The 23,182-nt window shown below is 60.4% G+C and carries 18 protein-coding genes; 5 read left to right on the plus strand and 13 right to left on the minus strand.

What is annotated here, in order from left to right; all coding sequences use genetic code 11:
• Positions 1–51 precede the first annotated feature (51 nt).
• The gene (locus QBL02_RS02970) at positions 52–390 is read left to right on the plus strand and encodes a multidrug efflux SMR transporter (RefSeq protein ID WP_282724863.1); all 339 of its coding nucleotides are present in this window, start codon (positions 52–54) and stop codon (positions 388–390) included.
• A 121-nt stretch (positions 391–511) separates the two neighbouring features.
• Here QBL02_RS02970 and tmk read toward each other — a convergent pair whose 3' ends face one another.
• From tmk to hemE, 8 genes are all read right to left on the minus strand, one after another.
• A complete protein-coding gene (gene tmk, locus QBL02_RS02975; protein ID WP_282724864.1) occupies positions 512–1,135 on the minus strand; it encodes a dTMP kinase in 624 nt (207 codons plus the stop codon).
• Positions 1,136–1,137: 2 nt separating this feature from the next.
• Positions 1,138–3,951 (minus strand): type I DNA topoisomerase, encoded by a 2,814-nt coding sequence (gene topA, locus QBL02_RS02980; RefSeq protein WP_282724865.1) that lies wholly within the window; start codon positions 3,949–3,951, stop codon positions 1,138–1,140.
• Positions 3,952–4,128: 177 nt separating this feature from the next.
• Positions 4,129–5,457 carry a glutamate-1-semialdehyde 2,1-aminomutase gene (locus QBL02_RS02985; RefSeq protein ID WP_282725272.1) on the minus strand — a complete coding sequence of 443 codons (1,329 nt, stop codon included), beginning with the start codon at positions 5,455–5,457 and terminating at the stop codon, positions 4,129–4,131.
• An 11-nt stretch (positions 5,458–5,468) separates the two neighbouring features.
• On the minus strand, positions 5,469–6,458 hold the full coding sequence (gene hemB, locus QBL02_RS02990) for a porphobilinogen synthase (protein WP_282724866.1): 990 nt from the start codon (positions 6,456–6,458) through the stop codon (positions 5,469–5,471).
• A 106-nt stretch (positions 6,459–6,564) separates the two neighbouring features.
• Positions 6,565–7,350 (minus strand): uroporphyrinogen-III synthase, encoded by a 786-nt coding sequence (locus QBL02_RS02995; RefSeq protein ID WP_282724868.1) that lies wholly within the window; start codon positions 7,348–7,350, stop codon positions 6,565–6,567.
• On the minus strand, positions 7,347–8,423 hold the full coding sequence (gene hemC, locus QBL02_RS03000) for a hydroxymethylbilane synthase (protein WP_282724869.1): 1,077 nt from the start codon (positions 8,421–8,423) through the stop codon (positions 7,347–7,349). Before hemC ends, QBL02_RS02995 begins: the two co-directional genes overlap by 4 nt.
• Before the next feature lie 2 nt (positions 8,424–8,425).
• Positions 8,426–9,958, minus strand: a complete 1,533-nt coding sequence (locus QBL02_RS03005; protein ID WP_282724870.1) for an FAD-dependent oxidoreductase — start codon at positions 9,956–9,958, stop codon at positions 8,426–8,428.
• Positions 9,959–9,972: 14 nt separating this feature from the next.
• Complete coding sequence (hemE, locus tag QBL02_RS03010) at positions 9,973–11,091, minus strand: uroporphyrinogen decarboxylase (protein WP_282724871.1); 1,119 nt, start codon at positions 11,089–11,091, stop codon at positions 9,973–9,975.
• A gap of 134 nt (positions 11,092–11,225) precedes the next feature.
• On the opposite strand from hemE, the gene QBL02_RS03015 reads away from it, so the two are divergent.
• Positions 11,226–12,617, plus strand: a complete 1,392-nt coding sequence (locus QBL02_RS03015) for a glutamyl-tRNA reductase (RefSeq protein ID WP_282724872.1) — start codon at positions 11,226–11,228, stop codon at positions 12,615–12,617.
• 337 nt (positions 12,618–12,954) lie between these two features.
• Entirely contained in the window at positions 12,955–14,397 is a 1,443-nt protein-coding gene (locus QBL02_RS03020) for an Ig-like domain-containing protein (RefSeq protein WP_282724873.1), read from the plus strand.
• A 93-nt stretch (positions 14,398–14,490) separates the two neighbouring features.
• Here the strand turns inward: QBL02_RS03020 and QBL02_RS03025 are convergent, their stop codons facing one another.
• The 3 genes from QBL02_RS03025 to QBL02_RS03035 all read right to left on the minus strand — a co-directional run bounded on the left by QBL02_RS03025 (position 14,491) and on the right by QBL02_RS03035 (position 15,446).
• Positions 14,491–14,820, minus strand: coding sequence for a hypothetical protein (locus tag QBL02_RS03025; RefSeq protein WP_282724874.1), 330 nt, complete (start codon positions 14,818–14,820; stop codon positions 14,491–14,493).
• A gap of 66 nt (positions 14,821–14,886) precedes the next feature.
• The gene (locus tag QBL02_RS03030) at positions 14,887–15,234 is read right to left on the minus strand and encodes a TadE family protein (protein WP_282725273.1); all 348 of its coding nucleotides are present in this window, start codon (positions 15,232–15,234) and stop codon (positions 14,887–14,889) included.
• 14 nt (positions 15,235–15,248) lie between these two features.
• Positions 15,249–15,446, minus strand: coding sequence for a DUF4244 domain-containing protein (locus tag QBL02_RS03035; RefSeq protein ID WP_282724876.1), 198 nt, complete (start codon positions 15,444–15,446; stop codon positions 15,249–15,251).
• Between the two features lie 301 nt (positions 15,447–15,747).
• On the opposite strand from QBL02_RS03035, the gene QBL02_RS03040 reads away from it, so the two are divergent.
• Entirely contained in the window at positions 15,748–18,624 is a 2,877-nt protein-coding gene (locus tag QBL02_RS03040) for a Calx-beta domain-containing protein (RefSeq protein WP_282724877.1), read from the plus strand.
• A gap of 92 nt (positions 18,625–18,716) precedes the next feature.
• On the opposite strand, the gene QBL02_RS03045 is transcribed toward QBL02_RS03040, so the two are convergent.
• Positions 18,717–19,673 carry a type II secretion system F family protein gene (locus QBL02_RS03045; RefSeq protein ID WP_282724879.1) on the minus strand — a complete coding sequence of 319 codons (957 nt, stop codon included), beginning with the start codon at positions 19,671–19,673 and terminating at the stop codon, positions 18,717–18,719.
• Entirely contained in the window at positions 19,670–20,821 is a 1,152-nt protein-coding gene (locus tag QBL02_RS03050; RefSeq protein WP_282724881.1) for an ATPase, T2SS/T4P/T4SS family, read from the minus strand. The genes QBL02_RS03045 and QBL02_RS03050 overlap by 4 nt, the downstream gene beginning before the upstream one ends.
• Before the next feature lie 302 nt (positions 20,822–21,123).
• Between QBL02_RS03050 and acs the strand changes: the two genes are divergently transcribed.
• A complete protein-coding gene (gene acs / locus QBL02_RS03055) occupies positions 21,124–23,115 on the plus strand; it encodes an acetate--CoA ligase (protein WP_282724882.1) in 1,992 nt (663 codons plus the stop codon).
• Positions 23,116–23,182: the final 67 nt, after the last annotated feature.

Genomic DNA, 23,182 nt, shown 5'->3' on the forward strand with positions numbered 1-23,182 from the left:
GACGATAGACAAGTACCCCGTGTGCGACAAGACTTGCCAAAGGAGCAAGCCATGTGGGCATGGATTATTCTGATCGTTTCAGGCATCTTCGAGGCCGTTTGGGCGACCGCTCTCGGTAAGTCCGAGGGCTTCACAAAGCTTTGGCCGACCGTCACCTTCTTTGGTGCACTCATCATCAGCATGGGCGGCCTGGCCTGGGCCCTGCGTGATATTCCGACAGGCACCGGCTACGCGGTCTGGGTCGCCGTTGGCGCCTCGCTCGCAGTGATCTACGGCATGGTGACCGGCGCCGAGTCTGCGAGCCTGATTAAGGTGCTCTTACTGATCGGCATTGTTGGCTGTGTGATCGGCCTCAAGATCGTGAGCGACCACGAGGCAGTGATGAGCTAATTGTTGGTGGCGATCATTTAGCCTTTGACGCCAGGTTTACGCAAGAAGCGCGTTTCTGCGGAAGAATTTATAGATTCCGTAGAAACGCGCTTCTTGCGTGTAAACGATGTCTCAGACTGGTTCAGTTACTGACAAGCGGCGCAACCCGTTCTACGATGGCGGCGTGCAGCTCTTCGATCGGCAACGCCGCGTCGAGCACCAGAAAACGCTCTGGCTCGGCGCGGGCAAGTTCGAGATACTCGGATCGAACTCGTTTATGGAACTCAGCCGCCTCACGTTCAAGTCGATCCGCTTTCTGACCGTCTTTGGCGCGACGCTCAACCGCAAGGCTCGGGTCAACGTCAAGCAGTACCGTCACGGCCGGCCAGAGGCCCTGTGCGGCCCAAACGTTCAAGTGGCGAATCTCGTCTTGAGGCAGCGGTCGTCCGGCGCCCTGGTAAGCAAGAGAAGAGTCAATGTAGCGGTCTTGCACCACGGCAGCACCGCGTTCAAGCGCAGGGCGCACCACCTCGGCGATATTCTGCGCACGATCCGCAGCATAAAGCAGCGCTTCAGCACGAGGCATCACGTGGCCACCGTGCAGCAACACGTTGCGCACCGAATCGCCAAGGCTTGATCCACCCGGTTCACGGGTGTGCACGACCTCGTAGCCGCGCTTACTCAGCCATTTGGCCAGCAGTTCGGATTGGGTGGTTTTACCCGCACCGTCGCCGCCCTCAAATGTAATAAAGAGGCCAGTAGTCATGATTACTCTGCCGCGGCGGCAGCCTCGGCCGCCTTCTTCGCAGCGCGGGTAGCTGCTGCCTTCTTTGCGGCCTCTGAACGCTTAGGGTCAACCGCCTTCTTCGCGCCGGTCGCCGTCTTCTTGGCGGCTGGTTTCTTGGCGGCAGGCTTTTTCGCTGCTGGCTTTTTCGCGGCGGTCTTGCGCTTGACTGGTCCCTTTGCGCGCTTAATCGCGAGCAATTCGGTGGCACGCTCGAAAGTAATGTCTTCAACGCTATCGCCACGTGGGATCGTCGCGTTCGTTTCGCCGTCGGTGACGTATGGGCCGAATCGCCCGTCTTTCACTTTCACTGGCTTACCGCTCACTGGGTCCGCGTCAAACTCTTTCAGCGCACTCGACGCCTTGCGTGCACCGTACTTTGGCTGCGCAAACAGCTCTTCGGCACCGGCAAGATCAATCGAGAAGATTGCGTCTTCGCTCGGCAGCGTACGAGTGTCGGTGCCCTTCTTCAGGTAGGCACCGTAGCGGCCGTTTTGCGCGGTGATTTCGGTGCCATCAGCGTCGGCACCAACCACGCGCGGCAAATCAAGCAGCGCAACAGCCGTGTCAAGCTCAACAGTTGCCGGGTCCATGCTCTTGAATAGCGAAGCGGTGCGAGCTTTGTGGCCCTTTGGCAGTTCTTCGTCTTCGTCTGGCAGCTCGGTGACATATGGACCGAAGCGGCCATTCTTGGCCGCGATCCGCTTACCGGTTACCGGGTGCAGACCGACAATGCGGTCTTCGAGCGGTTCGGCGTCGGCAAGTTCGTGGGCACGGGCGGCGGTCAATTCATCGGGCGCGAGGCCGTCAGGAATGTTCACGCTGCGTGGCTTGAGCGCTCCGTCTTCGCCGACCTCGCACTTGTCGTCAAAGACTTCAAGGTAGGGGCCGTACTTGCCATTGCGCAGTGAAATCTCGTCGTCAATACGAATCGTATTAATCGCACGAGCGTCAATCTCACCGAGGTTATCAACCACTCCTCGCAGGCCGGGGTGGTTGTCGCTTCCGAAGTAGAAGTCGCGTAGCCAGGCTGCACGCTCGGCCTCACCCGCTGCGATGCGGTCGAGGTCGCCCTCCATTTCAGCGGTGAAGTCGTAGTTCACGAGCTCTGAGAAGTGCTCTTCAAGTAGACGCACCACCGAGAACGCGATCCAGCTTGGAACAAGCGCCTGGCCCTTCTTGGTGACGTAGCCGCGATCAGTAATCGTGCCGATAATCGCCGCATAGGTCGATGGTCGGCCAATGCCGAGATCTTCGAGGCGCTTCGTCAAGCTGGCCTCAGTAAAGCGTGGTGGTGGGCTCGTTTCGTGGCCCTTTGCCTCTGGCTCAACGACAGCGAGACGCTGTCCCTTTGCAAGCTGCGGCAGGTCAACGCTCTGGTCTTTCGCGCCGCGCTTTTCGTCTTTGCCCTCTTCGTAGGCGAGCAAGAAGCCTGGGAAGGTAATCACGGTGCCACTAGCGGTGAATTCAGCCGCAGCTGTTCCGGTTTTTGCGGCAGCGTCGGCGACTGAGACGCCGAGGGTGACGGTATCGGTCGAGCCCTTTGCATCAGCCATCTGGCTTGCGACGGTGCGCTTCCAGATCAGCTCGTAGAGCGCATAGTCACCCTGAGTGAGCTTGCCCTTGAGTTCGGTCGGGCGGGCGAAGGTGTCGCCAGCCGGACGAATTGCCTCGTGCGCCTCCTGAGCGCCCTTTGCCTTACCCGTGTAGACGCGGGGTGCGTCTGGCAGAGTTTCGGCGCCGTAGAGGGCAGCAGCCTGCTTGCGCGCTGCCTCAATCGCCTGCTTCGAGAGCGTTGGCGAGTCGGTACGCATATAAGTGATGTAGCCGTTCTCGTAGAGCGACTGTGCGTGCGACATGGTCTGACGCGAACTGTAGCGAAGTTTGCGCGAAGCTTCCTGCTGCAGGGTCGAGGTGGTGAACGGAGGTGCCGGACGCCTCGTGTGCGGTTTCGTCTCGACCGAGAGCACCTCGGCATTTGCGCCGGTCAGCGCGGCGGCGAGCGCTTCGGCCCGGGTCTGCGGCAGCAGTACGACACCTGCCTGGCGTGACTTTTCTTTCAGCTCACCCAGGTCGTTGAAGTCAGCACCGGTTGCCAAGCGCTCACCATCGAGGCGAACCAGTTTCGCCTCAAATTGAGTTGGATCGCTCGCGTCGGCACCGGGGTTGAACTGTGCAGAGAGGTCCCAGTACTCGGCAGCGACGAACGCCATGCGCTCACGCTCACGATCGACAACAATACGGGTTGCAGCCGACTGCACACGGCCGGCCGAGAGCTTCGGTGCGACCTTGCGCCAGAGCACTGGCGAGATGTCGTACCCGTAGAGCCGGTCGAGGATACGACGGGTTTCTTGAGCGTCTACCAACGCAAAGTCGATGTCACGCGTGTTTGCTTTCGCCTGCTCGATCGCTTCTTTGGTGATCTCGTGGAACACCATTCGGCGAACCGGAACCTTTGGCTTGAGCACTTCAAGCAGATGCCACGCGATGGCTTCACCCTCGCGGTCCTCATCGGTTGCGAGCCACAGCTCGTCCGCATCTTTTAGCGCCCGCTTGAGCTCGGTGACAGTTTTCTTCTTGTTTGCGTTGACCACGTAGTACGGAGCGAAGTCCTGCTCAACGTCTACCGCGAACTTGCCAAACGGGCCCTTTTTCAGCTCCGCCGGGAGTTCTGAGGGTTCGGCGAGGTCTCGAATGTGTCCGACTGAAGCGATTACTTCATAGTCGTCGCCGAGGTACCCGCCGATGGTCTTCGCCTTCGTCGGGGACTCCACAATAACGAGTTTCTTCGCGCCCACAGCGCTCCTTCTCAAGGTATATCTAAGTGTGATGCGGTCCTGGGGCACCACTCTATGTCAATGATGGCGCTGCGTGTGAACGCTAGGCCTCTCTCTAAAACATAGTCTGCACGGTCAGGCTGATGCGAACCTGGCCGCGTCTCAGCTTCACTCCGCACGTGTCGAAAGCGAACAGATCTACGCCGCAGCCGCCGCTCTTGCCGCTGCTGGCAGCGCCTCGGCGATCCGGGCGATCGCTGTTTCGTTGTGGGCCGCACTCACAAACCAGGCTTCGAATGCACTCGGCGGCAGGTTCACGCCACCGGCCAGCATTGCGTGGAAGAAAGCGCGGTGCTTCGCGGTGTCTTGTGTGAGCACTTGGTCGTAGTTTGCCGGTGCTACCGGGAAGTCACCAAAGAGCACGCTCAGCAGAGTTCCGGCGCGTTGCACCCGGTGGGCCACCCCTGCTTCGCCAAGGGCGCGGGTCACTTCAATCTCTAGCGCATCGGCTGCCGCGGCAAGTCTCTCGTAGGCTGCTGTATCTGCACCGCGCAGGGTGGCAAGGCCCGCGGCGACGGCGATCGGGTTACCGGAGAGGGTGCCGCCCTGATAGACGGGACCGAGCGGGGCGAGCAGATCCATCAGTTCAGCGCGGCCACCGATCGCGGCCAATGGTAGGCCGCCGCCAACTACTTTGCCGAACGTAAAAAGATCTGGGCGAACGTTCGCGGGAATCGTGTCGCGTTCGATTCCCCAATACCCTGAGGGGCCCGCCCGGAATCCGGTGAGAACTTCATCGGTAATCACGAGCGCACCATTGCGATGCGCGAGGGTGATGAGTCCCTCGGTGAATCCTGGGTCTGGCGGCAGTACGCCCATGTTCGCTGCGGCCGACTCGGTGATCACCGCAGCGATCTGGCCCTCGTGCCGCGCGAAAGCGTCGGCGATCGCGACCAGGTTGTTGTAGGGCAGCACAAGCGTCTGCCCTGCGGTGGCTTCGGTGACGCCTGCCGATCCTGGCAGACTAAATGTGGCGAGCCCCGAGCCTGCAGCGGCAAGCAGGCCATCTGAGTGTCCGTGATAGTGACCGGCAAACTTAATGATGAGCGGTCGCCCGGTCGCGCCTCTCGCGATTCGAATGGCAGTCATGGTTGCTTCGGTGCCGGTTGATACCATGCGCACCCGCTCTACTTCGGGCATTCGAGCAATAATCTCTTCGGCCAGTTCAGCTTCGGCGGGCACTGAAGCTCCGAAGCCGAGACCGTGCGCGGCTGCTTCTTGTACGGCGGCAACTACTGTCGGCTCGGCGTGACCGAGTAGCGCTGGCCCCCACTGTCCAACAAGGTCAACATAGTCATTGCCGTCGGCGTCGGTAACGGTGGCCCCTGATCCGCTGACAAAGAATCGTGGCGTGCCACCGACCGAGCCGTAGGCACGAACGGGCGAGTTTACGCCGCCGGGAATCACCCTGGTGGCGCGAGCCGCATACTCTGCAGAGCGCGGAGTGTGTTGCGCTTGAAACTTCATCTCATCAAAATTCATCGGATCCACCCCGCAAGTTCGGTAGCGAAGTAGCTCAGAATGGCATCTGCCCCTGCACGCTTAATACCGATCACAGATTCTTCAATGGCTCGCTGCCGGTCGATCCACCCGTTTGCTGCCGCTGCCTCGATCATGGCCGCTTCACCAGAAACCTGGTACGCCCACACTGGCACAGAGCTTGTCTCAGAAACGTCTGCGAGCACGTCTAGGTAGCTCATTGCAGGTTTCACCATCACGACATCTGCGCCTTCGGCGATATCTAGTTCCACCTCGCGTAGTCCCTCGCGTCGATTCGCTGGATCCATCTGGTAACCCCGGCGGTCACCTGTGAGCTGAGAATCAACTGCTTCACGAAACGGCCCATAAAACGCCGACGCATACTTAGCTGAATAGGCCAGCAGCGCGGTGTGACTAAACCCTTGCTCGTCGAGAGCCGCACGAACCGCCGCCACCTGGCCGTCCATCATGCCCGAAAGCCCCAGCAGCGCAGAGCCCGACTCGGCTTGCGCGAGTGCCATCGCCCGGTAGCGCTCTAACGTCGCATCATTGTCGACGCCCGCTACAGCACCGGGGGTGCGGGCATCAGCGAGCACTCCACAGTGCCCGTGGTCGGTAAATTCGTCAAGGCAGAGGTCGGTCTGCACCACGAGCGCGTCGCCAGCTTCGGCAACAACAGCCCTGGTCGCCACGTTCAGTATCCCGTTCGGATCATCGGCCGCGCTGCCCACTGCGTCACGCACCTCAGGAATGCCGAAAAGCATCACTCCGCCTACGCCAGCCTCGGCTGCCTCAGCCACGGCACCACGCAGCGAATCAACTGTGTGCTGCACCACGCCAGGCATCGATGTGATTGGGCGCGGCTCAGTGATTCCCTCGCGCACGAACAGCGGCAATACGAGTTCGGCGGGATGCAAGCGAGTTTCGGCTGCGAGATTGCGCAGCGCGGGAGTCGCCCGCAAGCGGCGTGGACGGATGGTTGGAATCATGATTGTTTCCTTGGGTTCAAGCATTAGAAGATTTGAAAATCACGAAGGATCGCCAGGCGTTTTCTGACAGACAACCCCCGCTGGCTTCGTCAAGATTTGTAGCGGATCAGGGCGATCCGGTGAGCCGCTCACAATAGGCAGCGAGTTCTTCGACCACGCCCTCGGCTGTGTGTTCAGTGGCGATCACATTGGGCGGCATCTTGAGGCCGGTCAAAATACGCGCGGTCGGCTGGCCGATCGCCGCGATAATCGTGCGTTCTGGGAGCGGCGCAAACCGGGTCGCAAGCGCCCGTGCCCCAGAAGCGCTAAACACCAGAACCGCCTCAAGCTCACTCGCAAGCGCGGCATCGTTCAGGGGTTCTGCCGGAGCTGGAGCAGTGCAGTACGCGGTGACCCTGGTGGGCTGGTGGCCCGCATCAAACAGTGCGCGTTCAACCGTTGGCTCAGCAATTTCAGAGAGCGGCAACAGCACACGAGCGCTGCCCCCGGGCACAGCATTTGCCCGCAGTTCTTCGGTCAGCGCCAAGCCAAGCGCCTCTCCCGTAAACTCGCACTCCGGGGTGAGGGCTACACGGAAGCCCGCTTCGCTCAACGCTTTCGCCGTTGCCGGGCCAACTGCAGCGATTCGACCGATGTCTCGCCTCGCACCCGTCTCAAGCAGCACCTCGACTGTTCTGGCACTGGTCACAACCAGCCAATCAAAATAGCCACTGTTCCAGAGCGAGATGGCGTCGTGCAGCGCTGCAGCATCGCTCGGTTCTGCGTGTTTGATCAGGCGCACAAGCACTGGCGCACCGCCGCGCTCGCGCACAAGATCACCGATCTGTTCGCCTGAGGATCCATCGCGCGGCACCAACACGCGCATTCCGGCAAGCGGAACCGCCGCGCTCATCGGGTGCCTCGAAGTGGTGCAAGTTCTTCAGCGCCACGCTCAAGCAACGCCGCGGCAACTATACGACCAAGCTCAGCTGGAATCTCAGCATCTGGCGCAGCTGCATCAAACGACAGCGAAGCGCTTGCGGTGAGCTGTTCACTACCGTCGAGTCGATACACCGAAGCACTCAGAGTCAGCACCCCATCAGTGAGTGATGCGGTTGCGCCGATCGGTGCTGCACAACCGGCTTCAAGTGTGCCGAGCAAAAATCGTTCTGCGAGCGCTTCCGCCCGGGCCTTGGCCTCGTCGAGCGCCGCGAGCGCGGTGCGAAAAGGTTCGGCGGCGACATCGGCACTGCGCACTTCAATGGCGAGCGCACCCTGTCCGGGCGCAGGCGGAGCATCACTCAGTTCGAAGCGTTCAGCAATCGCGTCAGCTCTGCCGATTCGGTCAAGCCCGGCCGCAGCAAGCACGACCGCGTCGAGATCATTCCCGACGCGTCCGAGGCGGGTATCAACATTGCCTCGAAGATCAGAGACTTGAAGATCGGGGCGGCGCGCAAGAAGCTGCGCTGCCCTGCGGGGCGATCCAGTGCCAACTTTCGCGGCGACCGGCAACGTTTCGAGTGTGAACCCATCGCGCGAGCAAAGTGCGTCCCGTGGATCCGCTCGCACCGGAACGGCACCGAGCGAAATCCCTTCGCAGGGACCGGTCGGCAGATCTTTGAGCGAGTGCACCGCCAGGTCGCACTCGCCACCGAGCAGAGCATCACGCAGCGCGCTGACAAACACACCGGTGCCGCCGAGCTGTGCTAGCGGAGCTCGCGAAACATCACCGTGTGTGGTGATGATCACCAACGCCACTTCGTATCCCGTAGCGAGAGCGATTTGTTCAGCGACAGTTGTCGTCTGCGACACCGCAAGCGCGCTCCCCCGCGTGCCAATTCGGATCAGGCCCGGTTCGGCCGAAACCTCGCCGCTTGGCCTCGTGACTTTCCCAGCGTTGGGTCGGCCAGCGGCGGGATGGCCCTCGGGAAGCGGTGCGGGTGTCGCCGACGAATGCGCGATAGGCGCAGAATGGGCGGACTTCATGGTCATTCTGGTCGAACTTCACTTTCGGGTTCGGAGTGGCAGGGATGCACGGGCTCAGCAATGAGCCATGCGAAGAGTTCTTGTGCAGCTTTGAGCGCACCTGGAATCACAGAGGCAAGACCTGTGCCGTGCACCCAGTCGCCGCTGAGGGCAATGCCGGGTGGCGCCTCGACGTTCGGCCTGTTCTGCGAAGGCGCGGCGATGTGCCAACGCTGCCTGGCCCGGTCCACGACCTGTTCTGCAGCAATTGCAATACCAAGAATCTGCTCAGCGTCAACCCGGGCCCGCTCAAACGCGGCAGCGTCTGAGAGTTCCAACGTTTCAGGCCGGATTCCCGCCCGACCGTACGAGAGTCGCAATACGTGCTGCCCGGAAGGGCGTGCGGCAGCCCGATCAGGCCATTTCGCGGTGACATGGGTGAGAGCTTTCGCGAGAATCAGATTCTCTTTTGCCACATTGCCAGATGCCTGGTCGGCTGGCTGATCCAGCGCAGCAGAATCTTCGCGCTGCCCACGCGCGCCCACTGAACCAGCGGCAATCAGCACACCGGTACCGCGGGGAGCAGTATCAAGGCGAGAGTTCTCGACCGCTAGAGCGATCACCTCAACCTCGTCGTGTTCGGGAGCTTCCCCCGGCAGAGTGACAAGCCCGTGCGCAGCTGCCTCAGGCACCGCGAGCAACACCGCATCTGCCCGGGTGAGAACCGCACCGTTTCGATCGCAAAGTTGCCAAGCGCCGTGATCGCGGCTGCGCAGCTCAGCAACTTCAACGCCTGGGTGAACCTCACAACCGAGCCGTCTGATTTCGGCTTCAAGTGCACGAATCAGCGGCGTCATTCCACCTGAAAGCGCCGCAACCGCACCGCCCGCAGCGCTACTTGCCTGGCGCAGTTTTTTAGCGGCTTTGATCAGCGATCGCTCACGCTGATACGCGGCGTCAAGCCCCGGCACCGCCGAGAGCCGAAGCTTCTCCGGGTCGCTCGAGTAGACCCCGAGCGTGACCGGGCGCACCAGTCGTTCGAGCACACGAGAGCCAAGCCGAGTAGAAACCAGGTCGGCAATGGTCGGATCTTCACCAAGTTTTGCTGAGCGCAGCGGCAGCCACGGTTCGATTGCGGCGCGCAGCGAGCCGCGAATCCCAAGGTGCCGCCGGGCTTCTTTCGACAGGGGTTGAGCTGGAATGCCAATGGCTCCCCCGCGCGGCAGCGGGAGTGCCTGGTCGCCGGCGAGCACCCAAGATCCGAGTGGAGCCGGGTACACAATGTCTTTCGCCAGCCCGAGCTCTGCGAGATAGCAGGCGACGGTGCCGCCCCGGCTCGCAAATGCCTCGGCCCCCATGTCGGCGGGCACCCCCGCGAGCTCAGTCGCGCGTATTCGGCCTCCGAGCGTCGGCTCTTGCTCCCAGATCGACACCCGTACCCCGGTTTTAGCGAGTTCGCGCGCAGCTACCAGCCCAGAAATTCCGCCGCCGACCACGGCAATATGCCGGTTTGCGGGGTCGGTGAACCTCGCGACGGGGAGTTCTGAAGCTGGCATAAGAAATCTTGTTGCTAGTACGCGTGTGCGAGTTCAACGATGCGGGTGAGTACCGTTGGATCGGTTTCTGGGGGCACGCCGTGGCCGAGGTTCAGGATGTGCGCTGGCGCGGCTTCACCCCGGCTCAGCACCTCGTTCAAGTGCGCTGCAAGCACCGGTTCAGGAGCGCTCAGGAACGCTGGATCGAGGTTGCCCTGCAGTGGGAATCTGTGGCCTAGGCGAGCACTTGCTTCGTCGAGCGGTGTTCGCCAGTCGACGCCGATTGCGTTCGGATCGATGGCTGCAAGTTCTTCAAGCAGGTGGCCCGAACCGACCGCAAAGTGGATCACCGGAACCGATAGCGGCGCGTCTGCGTAGCCGTGCATTTCGGGGTGCCGGTAGCCAATGCCGCGCACGAGCGAGAGCGCACGCTCAGAGGCTGGCGCGACATGAGCTCGATAATCATTGACACTCAACGAACCGGCCCACGAATCAAAGAGTTGCACTGCGCTAGCGCCCGCCTCAACCTGCGCTTCGAGGAAGACAGCGCTCAGATCGGCGGCCCACTCGAGTAGTTCGCGCCAGGTGTCGGGGTCAGAGTGCATCAGTGCGCGTGCACGAAGGTGCTCACGTGACGGCCCGCCCTCGACGAGGTAGGCGGCGAGGGTAAACGGTGCCCCCGCGAATCCGATCAGCGGAGTGGCGCCTAGCTCTGCGACCGTGAGTGAGACGGCCTCACGGATCGGGCCGAGGGCAGCCCGGAGGCGTTCGGGCGTGAATTCAGCGCGGCAACGCGCAACATCTGCTGCCGTGCGAACCGGCTCAGCAAACACCGGACCACGTCCCGCGACGAGGTCTACGTTGACCCCGGCCAGCATCATCGGCACAACGATGTCGCTGAAAAAGACGGCGGCATCCACTCCATGTCTGCGCACCGGCTGAAGTGTGATTTCGGCTGCAAGCTCGGGATTCACACACGCGTCGAGCATGCGATGCTCCGAGCGGAGCGCGCGGTACTCGGGTAGCGAGCGGCCTGCTTGCCGCATAAACCACACCGGCGTGGTCTCTGGTCGGTCGCCTCGAAGCGCGCGGATCAGCGGGGCATCACTTGTTTGACCGGAAACAAGTGGGTGGGTGTCAGCAGAAAGTTTCATCGGACGAGATGTTAGCTCATAGATCTGATGTGTTAGATCAGATGTGCTCAGCTTAGGGTGATTTCCTTAACTATCCGAACACGAAACTCTCCGGTTCGGCAGCAGATTACCGCCAAAAACTTAAGAAAACTCGAATGCTCCTTTCTTTTTCTTTTAGCATCGAACGCACCCCGTTCGAACTGCTTGAGCAACTTTCAAAACGCAGCGAAGACATCGCTGCGGCGCTCGACGACCCCACTCTCACCGCGGGTTCTGTCGTGGTAGCAACCTGCAACCGTTTTGAGGTGTACGCCGAAGCGGGCGCCTCTCGCAGCGACGCGGTACTCGCCCGCATCGCGGCTGCTTCGGGAATCGCTGAGCAACAATTGCGTAACAGCCTGCACTTTGGCACTGACCGAGAGACAGTCGAGCATCTTTTTTCGGTCGCAGCCGGCCTCAAATCGGCGGTAGTGGGCGAAAGCGAAATCGCCGGCCAAGTTCGTCGAGCACACGATGACGCCCGCGAGCTTGGCACACTCACCCACAATCTTGAACACCTCTTTCGCACCGCAACCCGCACCTCACGAGAGGTCGGTCATCGCACCGACATTCGCTCGTCGGGCCGGTCACTCGTGCGGCTCGCGCTACGTATTTCCGAAGCCCGCATCCCCACTTGGGAGCAAGCAAAAGTGCTACTCATCGGCACTGGCGCATATTCTGGGGCGACGGTTTCGGCACTTCGCGCACGCGGCGTCGAAACGATACACGTCTTCTCGCAATCGGGCCGGGCCGCAGAGTACGCAGCTCAGCACGAACTCACTCCGGTGCCAATTGGCGGCTTGGCTCACGCCCTCACCGAGGCAGATCTGGTGGTTGCCTGCACCCGCGCCGATGACCCGGTCCTGACTCCCGAATCATTTAGGGCATGGCACGACAAGGCGCACACTTCTCACCAAACAGGCGAAACTCGCTCGCGGCCGCTGCTCCTGATCGACCTTGGAATGCCCCGAAACATCGATCCCGCTGTCGCTGAATTGGCAGGCATCGAACTGCTCGACCTAGAAACAATCGCAAAACACTCCCCCGTTGAAGAGCTCAGCGCCGAAGCAGAGGCGCAAGAAATCGTGCTCGCTGCCGCTGCGGAATTCTCGGCGTCTCAGGCTGAACGCGACGCCCTCCCGGTGCTCCTCGCCCTGCGCTCTCACGTCTTTGGCATTCTCGAGGACGAGCTTTGTCGAGCCCGAAAAGCTGCCGGCGCCACGCTGAACACGCCAATGCAAAGTGATTCAGCCAAATCGCCCGACCACTTCGACTTGAGCTCGACGCCGGCGCTCAGTTCCGACGGTGAAGCCGCTCAAGCTGGTGACAGCGAAAGCGATATTCGCGCTGCCGAGGTGGAGGCGGCACTGAGACGCTTCACCGGCAAGCTCTTACACACCCCAATGACCCGCATTCGCACCCTTGGCCGTGAGGGCCGCGTTCCCGACGCGGTCGAAGCCATCGAGACTCTCTTCGGCCTCGATCCGCACGCCAGCCAAGACCACTAGCGGTCTCTCGACAAACGATGCGGCTCACCGCATTGTTCTGCAGCTGCGCCTTCATGACAGCAGGCGGACCCAACCTCACTCTCCTCGTCGGGCCTCAACAGAGCAGATTGCGCAATTAGAGCGCAATTCCTGACTTTAAATCTACACTTGTCGAAAAACACATCACCTTTGTGCTAGACAGGGTGATGGGCGACTGAATTTGCGCCAATCTCCCAATGGATCACCTTGAACTCTCGTTCAGACTCAGCCATACTGGAATAAGAGCTTTCTTACAAAAAACCAAGCGTTATTTAGTTGAAGATAGCCAAAACGAGAATAGCTATTCCTGGAGGAATACATGCGCTCCCCAGCACGCAGAGGCACACCCCCAAGTCAGATAACACAGTTGCTGCGAGTTGCCGCAATAGCTGTGCTCGCACTCGCCATGTCCCTGGTATTTGCGCCGCGAGCAGCACCCGCTTTCGCCGCGCCTGTCCCCGGCGTAATCACCGGCGTCTCTGTCGCAGAAGACTCCGCAGTTAACTGGTCAGAAGTTGAAGTCGAGTTCACCTTCACCGTGCCTGCTGGCACACTGCCCGGCGATACCTTCTCGCTCACACTGCCTGCGGAACTCTCGTCAACAGTCACTGGTTTCGATCTCACTGCACCAGACGGTTCAGTGAGCGCCCGCGCTGAAGTTGTCGGCAAGGTTGTCACATTCACTTTCACCGACTACGTCTCATCGCACCAAAATGTCTCGGGTAGCGGCTTCATTTGGACAATGTTCAACTCGACCGCCGGCGCCGGCGAGAACGTAACCATCACTTTTGTCACGAACAGTGGCGAATTCGAAGACGGCATTCTCGTTACCGAAACAATCATTGACCGAAACTTTGTAGCGAAGTCTGGCGGCTGGACAAACATCTCCGACCAAGGCGTCACCGCGCCAGACGGCGCAATCAGCTGGATGATCGCTTCAGCCCGTGGCCCATTCCCGCTACTCACCTTCACCGATCCAATGCGCGACGGCCAGCGCATGGAGTGCGGCACGCTCGAGGTGCTATCAACTACCAAGGTTGATCCAGCAACCGGTGAACTGCAGAATCTCGTTGCAGTAGACCCCTCTCGATACTCGATCACCTGCGATCCACAGGAGTTTGTCGTCGACCTCCCGGCAGGCAGCGCGCCAGGCGAGGTTGTCGTTATTCAGTATCGCTCGACAGTGACCGATGCGACCTTCGCGGAGTACCCGAACACAGCAACCGTAGACAATGGCAACTCCCACGTCCAGGCAATCGCAACAGTCGAGCGCTCCGGCGGCGCAGGCGGCACGGGGGCTGGCAATGGTCTTGGCGAACTACGCATTGTGAAGGCACTCGCTGGTGAGGGAGCCGCCGGCAAAACTGGCCCATTCACGGTTGAGGTCATTTGTTCGGTGAACGCGGTCACCGTGACCGGCTTCCCGAAGCAGTACACATTCACTGGCGCAGGTGCGTTCACACAGGCAGTGCCACTCGGCGCAGTGTGCTCGGCAACCGAGACCGAAACTGGCGGCGCAGTGCTCGTCGAGGTCTCTGACGAAGTAGCGATTGGCGAGGATCCCTCAACGATCACCGTGACGAACCACTTTGACGGCCCAGAAGACCCAGCACCAGTGAAGCCAGTGACCCCTACGACGCAGATTGCGAACACTGGCTCAAGCTCGCCTGCGCCGATCCTCATCGGCGCAATCGTTTCGACGCTGCTCGGACTCGCTGCGCTCACGGCAAACCGCCTGCGCCGCCGAGCGGAAACCCGCTAGGCGCACGGTCCCGATGCTTTGCGCCGCACTCCCGCAGTGGCGTGCGGCGCAAAGCTCACCACCCAAACGGCCTGGGGCGAGAAGGAACATCTTCTAGCCCCAGGCCGTTTGCGGTGCAGCGTGCGCTCGGGCGGTGACCGGACCAAATATCGTCTGCGCACGCACGACCACTCGCGCTTCACCACTCGCCACTTCAACATCGCAGCTGACCACCTCGACCGAAGCCGCAGCAGCTATCTGCGCAACCAGCTCGCACGAATCGGCGTCGATCCAGCCAGATGCAGCGTCAGCTGCGGCGAGCGCAGCAGCGTCGGCGGCCCCTGCTGCCCGCAGGCTCGCATCAGCGGCGACTCCAGCAGTGAGCACCGGCACACCAAGCGCGATGCAGACAGCAGCGACCGCCAGCAGGCCCGGTGCACTCATCTCACACTTCCGTTCATTCCGCGCTCACCGCCACAAACTTCGCTCTTTATGGCAGGCGTTCCTCGCTCACTGCTCTTGGCCGGTTTCGCTCATCGCGGCGCAGGCACTGCCCGTGATTTTGAGCCCGCCGAGCATTCCCTTGATGGGATTCACGCTCAGGGTCACACACCAGAGCGGTCCCTCAGATCCGCTCTCCATTTGCACGCCAGCGATTCCGCCGAGCCTCCCAATCACTGCACTAGCCGACACCGAATCGCCGCGAGCCTCAAGCCTTGAGATTTCAGCGGCTGCCGAAGTGAGCAACAACCGTTCCGTGGCCAATTGGATCGACCCAATTACCAGCACAAGCACCATCAAAATGGCAGGCAAGACGATCGCAAATTCTGCGGTTGCTGATCCCTGTTCTGAAGCGATTTCAGTTTTGCCAGCTACCCAGCAGTGCCGAGCGCCTGTTCGACAAGATTCAGCAAAAATGCACGCACCTCCCCCGACCTCATGATCGCTACGAGCACACCCGCAAAGGCAACTCCGCCCATAATCACGACGGCATATTCAGCAGTTACGGCCCCTTGATCCTCGCTCAATAATTGGCGGGCACGGTTGCCAATTAGTCGCAGCTTTCGCATTTGCTTCTCCGTTCTCCGGCGAAGTGCCGGGGCAGAAATCCAGTTTGCGCTCCGGCCCCGTCCACATCGCACCAAAGAGACGCCAATGTGCAGAACTCCGCAAAGCGAGAAAGTTGTGAGCGAGTAGTAAATAATTCTCAACTTGTTGTCCAATAAGTCCTGGACCAGGCGATTTCTCCTGGATAAGCTAGTGCCGATACCCGACCGCCGTATGCCGACGCGCATCCACTCTCGTAGATGCAGCTCAGCAGAAACAGGGCGGTCGATTGATGACGCATTATCAAGTCTGCAAAGGGGAGCAATGTCGCGTGTGCGTGGGGATCAGGTGACAAAGAAGCGGTTGACGAAGAGCAGACGACTGCTCGCGAGTCTCGCCGCGTTCGCGATGGTTGGAGGTGCAGGCATCGCTAGTGCATCGCCGGCATTCGCAGCGGATCCGCCAGCCGGCTCCGATCCTGTGCGGTTCGCAGACAATCAACTATTGGCGTGCGTCAATGAAAAACTCGGCGGCGGACGCGGACCGAGTGACCCAGTCACCTTCGATGCGCTCAACACAATCTTTGGGCTGTCTTGCGGTAGCCAGTTCTCGGTATCGTCGCTTGACGGCATCGAACACGCGCAGAAAATCAGCAACCTGTTCTTCGCGGGCGGCAAACACGATTTCTCGCAAAGCGGCTCGCTCGCCGCTGCCGCGAAAATGCCGAAGCTCAATAGCCTGACTCTCACCGACGCGCAGGTGAGCAACGCCTCATTCGCCGACATCGGCACCATCGAGGGCCTCACCACACTGAGCGTGACTGGCAACCAAAATCTCACCGACATCACACCTTTGAGCTCGCTTGAAAAACTCAGCAAGCTTGATCTGTCGAAAAATGCCCAGCTCGCAGATCTGTCGCCACTCAGCGGATCGACAAAGCTGCGCGATTTCACCGCTTCGCAGAACCCGCTGCTCGTCGACCTCTCTCCTCTTCGCACGCTTAAGACCCTCACCTCGATAAGCGTCTACAAGACCGCCGTCGAGTCACTTGAGCCACTCTCCGAGCTCACGGAAATCACAAACCTCAGTGCTGGCTACACGAATGTGGCGACGCTTGCTCCCCTCGTGAACCTCACCAAGATGCGCAACCTCAGCATCGAGTACGCGAAGCTCGACAGTCTCGCTGGCATCGAGAACATGAGCGATCTTCGCACGCTAGAGATTCATCACAACTCCGGCATCGGCGACAATCTCGGAGCGCTCGGCAACAAGACCGAGCTCACCCGACTACATATGGATGCCATCGGCGCGACCTCGCTTGAACCCCTCTTTGGTCTAACCGGTCTTGTCAGCCTGCAGGCGATGGGCAACGCTATTTCTTCGCTCGTGGGCCTCCAAGACGCCCCCGAAACTGCGTCAAAGGGCACGTTCGCCGTAACTGCACAGCGCATCGCCGGCCCAGAGCAGTACGTACCAAAGGGCGCAAAGCAATTTAGGCACGATGCGACGGGACAGCTTGCGAATCGTGACGGCTCGTTCCCAGCGCCGGGTGGCAATTTGAAGCCGATCCCCGACCCAGAGCTTCCGCTGATGAGTATTGAGGTCATTAAGGCCTGGGAGACTCTCGAGTACACCTTCGCCGAGGACAGCAAATCGAACGACCGTTTCACTGGCACCGTGGCAATGCCGATCGTGTGGAGCACGATTACGAGCGAAGATAGCGCGACGATCCCCCTGAACGAGGCGTGGGCCCACGAGGTGACTTTCACCGCTGGCTTCCCAATGGCTCAGGTAACGCTCACTGGAGATGCTCCTGCTTGGCTGAGTGTCGACGGGAGTTCACTGAAGGGCACACCAACCTCAGCTGGCGATTGGACCTTCACTATTGAAGTTTCGGATGCACTCGGCAATACAATGACGCAGCGCTTTGATCTCACAGTGCCGAAGCCAAACAACAGCTACTTTGAGATCAGCGAAGACCAATCTATTGAGGTCGATGAGAACGGTGACGAGGTCACCTTCTATGTTTCGCGCACCGATGCCGTTGAAAACCCCTACACCAACGAAGCAAGCGTGCGTGTTCGTACCGTTGACGGCACTGCGCTGGCTGGCGTCCACTATGAACCGCTTGATGAAACGATCACTTGGGCAGCTGGCAATTCTGCCACCGCGAAGCCTGTACAGGTGAAGGTGATCGGTGGTGCTGCAGGCGGCGACGAAGTCGCGCTTACAGTGGAGCTGTCTGAGCCCACCCCGCCTGAGCACACTGAACTCGGTGGCGGTTTCACCACTGACCTCACCATCACGTACCCTCAGCCCGAGCCTTCTGTATTCTCTATCAGCAAGCCCCAACTGGTCTCGGCAGCTGCCAAGCAGCCGGGGCATCAGGCAGGCGACGGTGAGCAAGATGTCACGTTCACGGTGACTCGCACCGACAGTGCTGTGAATCCTTGGCGGGGTGGGGCGAGTGTCGACGTAAAGATTTACGATCCGATGGCGGGCGATGGCGAAAGCTACGCCGAGGTTGTCTCTCTGGTTTGGCAGCCGAATGATGCGGCGACGAAGGATTTCACGATCACCGTGAAGCCGGGCAATGCTGGCGATCCGAAGCGCGTGCTTGGTCTCCAGGTAACTTCCACTGACCCTCCTGAGTCGTACGCGAAGCCGGCTTCAGTGCCGTTCAGTGCTCTCGCAATTACTTACCCGACCCCGGAGGCGACCGTGTTTACGGTTGGCGATGACCAGGGCGGCGATGCCGGAGATACCCTGACCTTCACGGTTTCTCGCGCCGACGCTGCGGTTGATCCGTGGACCGGCGAGGCGAGTGTGCGTGTTACGACCGTCGATGGTTCAGCGGTTGCGGGTAAGCATTACAACGCAATTGATGAGGTGCTCGTGTGGGCCGCTGGAGAAACGGGCGACAAGACTGTCGACGTTGTCACCAAGAAGGTCACCTCAGAGAGCGAAGAGCGCACCTTCACGTTGGTGCTTTCTGAGCCGAGCAAGCACGCTGCGGTAGATGAACGGGCTGAGGCTATCGCGACGCTCACCTACGAGGTTGCGAGCGGCCCCGGCACCAACACCGGCGGGCAACTCGCAAACACTGGTTCGAGTTCGCTGATCTGGGCCGGAGCACTCGGCGCGGCCATCCTCGCGATTATCGCTGGATCGGGCCTCGCCCTCGCGCGACGACGCCGCTAACGCGGTAATACTCGAGGCGGGGTGTTACGTGAGTTTCGGTCACGTAACACCCCGCCTTTCGTACACTTATCGAGGTAGTGAGATAGGCAAAGTCAAAGAAATTCGAGTGGCCCCAACGAACCAAGCACGGCGAGTAGCACTGGCAGCACACCCAAAGCGATAAACGACGGCAGCACACAAAGAGCAATGGGTATCAGCAGTCGCACAGCCAATCGCTCCGCTGCTTGTTCCAGTTCGTTGAGCACCCCCGCCCGCTCTGCGCTTGCTGCGGCCAGCAGCATTGGCCCTGCCGGTGTGCCGTGTGTGGCTGCGAGCCGCACGGCCTGCTGGGTGGGGCCTGCCTCACACAACGCCGCCAGCGTAAGCCAGGGTACTTCTGGCCCAGCAATTGCGGTTTGGTCAATCTGATCAGCAACTCTTCGAATCGCGATCTGCGGTGCGGCGCCACCTGAAAGCGCGATCCAGCAAAGCTCACATTCAAGGCCAGCCACCCACTCTGCAGCAGTCAGTTGGCTGGCGAGGTTTGCTGCCCACCGCACACCGATCAGCAGCAGACCGCCTCCGGCGAGCGCAATCGCAGCCCCAATGGGGGTAAGTAGCACCCCGATTGGGTCAAAGCCGAGCACGACCCCGCAAAGCAGCGCCACGAGCGGTAACACCGCGACGAGCCGAATTGTCGCTCGCGGCCCCGCCAGCAATACCTGCCTTCGCTGCCGCAGGCGTTCCAGATCGCGCAGCCCGTCTGCAATTCGGCGCAGTGCATTCGATACCGGTGCACCACTTTGCTGCGCAAGCCCCCAGGCGGCTGCGAGTACCTGCCATTGCGATCCCCCGCCAAGGGCCAGTGCAGATTCTTCGCTCATGCCCGCTTCTATCTGGGCCGAAACGGAAGCGAGGCGTTTCGGCGCGCCCGCTTCTTTGCCAAGCACCAGCCAGACCCTTGTCGCAGGAATCCCTCCGTCGAGCAACGCGCAAGCGCGCATGGCAGCAACCGCTGCTTCTGGCAGCTCAACAAAATCTTTTTTCGACGAGTCTCGGCTTCGTTTCACACAACCTCCTCAATGCAGAGCACGTCATCTTGAATGGCGAAGCGGCCGAGCGCGGCAAGCCGGTGCTGCCCGGTTTGGTCACGCTCAAGATGAATGACCAGGTGGATCGCGGCGCTCACTTGCCTTGCCAGCGCCTGTGGGCCAAGACCTCCGAGCGCACCGAGCGCTTCGAGTCGGGCGGGCACATCGTGCAGGCTGCTCGCGTGCAGGGTGCCTGCACCGCCATCGTGCCCTGTGTTTAGAGCCGAAAGCAGAATGAGAAGTTCTGCACCACGGCATTCGCCGAGCACGATGCGGTCGGGCCGCATTCGCAGAGCTTCGCGCAGTAGTCGTTCGAGCGAGAGCGCACCGGCGCCTTCGAGATTTGCTTGTCTCGCTTCAAGCGCTACCCAGTGATCGTGCGTTAACCGCAGTTCAGCAACATCTTCAATGGTGATCACCCGTTCTGCGCTGGGCACTAGGTCGATCAGCGACGCTAACACCGTGGTTTTACCGCTGCCGGTGCTCCCGGTGATCAGAAGGTTCCGTTTACTCGCGACGGCGTGCTCAAGCACGTTCTTTTGTCGCATGGTACAAAAACCTGGGTGAGCCAATGCGGCAAAACTCATGGCTTCTTGTCTTGGCACTCGGATCGAGATTGCTGCGCCGCCTACACTCGCAGGTGGCAGAATCGCATGGACCCTGATGCCGTTTCCGAGGCGCACGTCGGCGCAGGGAGTGAGTTCATCAATGTGTCTGCCGCCGGCAGAGATGAGCGCGACGGCGAGCGCCCGCACTGCCGAGGGTGGCGCTCGCCAGCCATTCAGTTCTTGCATTTGGTTGCCTCGATCGACCCAAATTCGCACGCTGCCGCGAACCACCTGAATAGTGAGGTCACGCAATCTAGGATCGTCGAGCAGTGGCAACAGTGCTCCGAGCGCGTGCTTCGCTTCGAGGCTGAGCGCCGACGACCGGGTGACGACCGGCTTCGCAGCATCGGGCGGCCCCGGATCAAGCTCCGTCGGAGTCGCAGTCGCAGTCGAAGCCGCAGTCGTAGTCGAAGCCGAAATCGAAGTCGATACAGCAGCCGAAGCCGAAGCAGCAGCAGAGGCCCTCCCGCTGAGGGCGATCGTGTTGGCTGGGTTCTGCACGCCATATCTGAGGTTCATCTGCCCAGCAAAGTCGATATTGCTTCAGCGCGTTGCCGGTCCAGCGAATTCTGTGGAGAAATCGACAACTCAGCACGAACGCAAACCCTGTGAGCTAAGAACCAAGGCACAAGTCCACCAAGGCAGCAAGGCACCAAGGCACCAAGGCACCAAGGCACCAAGGCACCAAGGCACCAAGGCACCAGCACACCAGGCCTGCCAAAAACAGCGTTTCCGACTTGCCGCCACGAAGGATATATTTTACGATTGCTCGTATCCCCGCACACCGGAGTGCGGGAACAGACAAGAGGGTGATTGCGCAGATGTCCGACACGACAAGCAATGGCAAGATCGAAAGTCACTCGCTCGAGGTAGAGACCTACCCGCCGAGCGCTGAGTTTAAAGCTCAAGCGAATCTGAGCGATTCTTCCGTCTACTGGAAGGCAGCTCAAGATCCCGAAGCCTATTGGGCCGGTCGCGCACGCGAACTCAAGTGGACGAAGCCATTCACTGAAGTCCTCGACTGGAGCAACCCTCCCTTCGCAAAGTGGTTCCAAGACGGCGAATTGAACGTTGCAGCGAACTGCCTCGATCGTCACGTCAGCAACGGCCTCAGCGATCGTGTTGCGATTCATTTTGAAGGCGAACCGGGTGACACCCGCACCATCACTTACGGTGAGCTCACCCACGAGGTGAAGCGCGCTGCGAACATGTTGACCGCTCTCGGTGTGAGCCAGGGCGACCGGGTCGCAATCTACATGCCGATGATCCCCGAGACAGTCATCGCGATGCTCGCTTGCGCGCGCTTGGGAGCCGCGCACTCGGTCGTCTTTGGTGGTTTCAGTGCTGAGAGCTTGCGCTCACGTATTGACGACGCTGAGGCAGAAATTGTGATCACTGCGGACGGGGGCCACCGCAAGGGCCGAGTCTCTGCGCTGAAGCCGACCGTTGACGACGCACTGCGTATCGATCATGGCGATGGCAAGGCAAGCACCGTAAAAAAGGTGCTCGTGGTGAAGCGCGGCGGCAACGAGGTCGAGATGCAGGCGGGTCGCGATCTGTGGTGGCACGACGAGATTTCATCGTTTGACGGCGAGCACACGGCAAAGGGCTTCCCCGCCGAAAACCCACTGTTCATTCTTTACACGAGCGGCACCACTGGCAAGCCAAAGGGCATTCTGCACACGAGTGGCGGCTACCTCACGCAGGCCGCGGCAACCCACAGCGATGTCTTCGATTTGAAGCCAGAGAGCGATGTGTACTGGTGCACAGCAGATGTCGGCTGGATCACGGGGCACAGCTACGTGGTTTACGGCCCGCTTGCGAATGGCGCCACCCAGGTGATCTATGAGGGCACCCCTGATTCGCCAGATTGGGGTCGCTGGTGGCAGATCGTCGAGAAGTACAAAGTATCGATTTTGTACACCGCACCGACCGCCATTCGTTCGTGCATGAAGGTGGGCCGTCAGGTTCCGGAGCAGTATGACCTCTCCAGCATTCGTGTGCTTGGTAGTGTTGGCGAGCCGATCAACCCCGAGGCATGGCGTTGGTATCACGAGGTTATTGGCGGCGGAAAGGCTCCGATCGTTGACACCTGGTGGCAGACCGAAACCGGTGCGATGATGATCGCTCCGCTGCCGGGTCTCACCTCGCTCAAGCCGGGTAGCGCTCAAGCAGCTCAGCCAGGTATTGATGTCAATGTCGTTGACGACAACGGCAATCGTGTTGATCCGGGCCACGGTGGGCTGCTCACGATTCGCCGACCTTGGCCGTCGATGGTTCGCACCATCTGGGGTGACGACCAGCGCTTTATCGACACCTATTGGGAGAAGTTCGGCGATCAGTACTTCGCTGGCGACGGCGCGCGTGTTGATGAGGATGGCGATATTTGGCTGCTCGGCCGGGTTGACGACGTCATGAATGTGTCGGGTCACCGCCTTTCCACGACCGAGATCGAGTCTTCGCTGGTTGAGCATCACGCTGTAGCTGAGGCTGCCGTGGTTGGTGCCGACGATGAGACTACCGGTCAGGCGGTAGTGGCGTTTGTGATTTTGAAGTCGCAGCAGCAGTTGCTTACGCCTGAGGCGGCAGAGGCCGAGTTGCGTCAGCATGTTTCAGCGCAGATTGGTGCGATTGCTCGTCCACGGCAGGTCTTCATTGTGAACGAGCTTCCGAAAACTCGTTCAGGCAAGATTATGCGCCGTCTGCTGAAGCAGGCGGCCGAGGGTAAGGAAATCGGCGACACCACGACGCTCGCCGATACCGCTGTGATGCAGACCATCTCTGCGAGGGTCAGGTCTGAGCAGGGCAAGTAACGCTTGAATTTCACTACCCGAATTTGAGGGGCGTTGGATCACCGGTTGTGATCCAACGCTCTTCTTA

Source organism: Leucobacter sp. UT-8R-CII-1-4 (genome assembly GCF_030010235.1).
GTDB lineage: Bacteria > Actinomycetota > Actinomycetes > Actinomycetales > Microbacteriaceae > Leucobacter.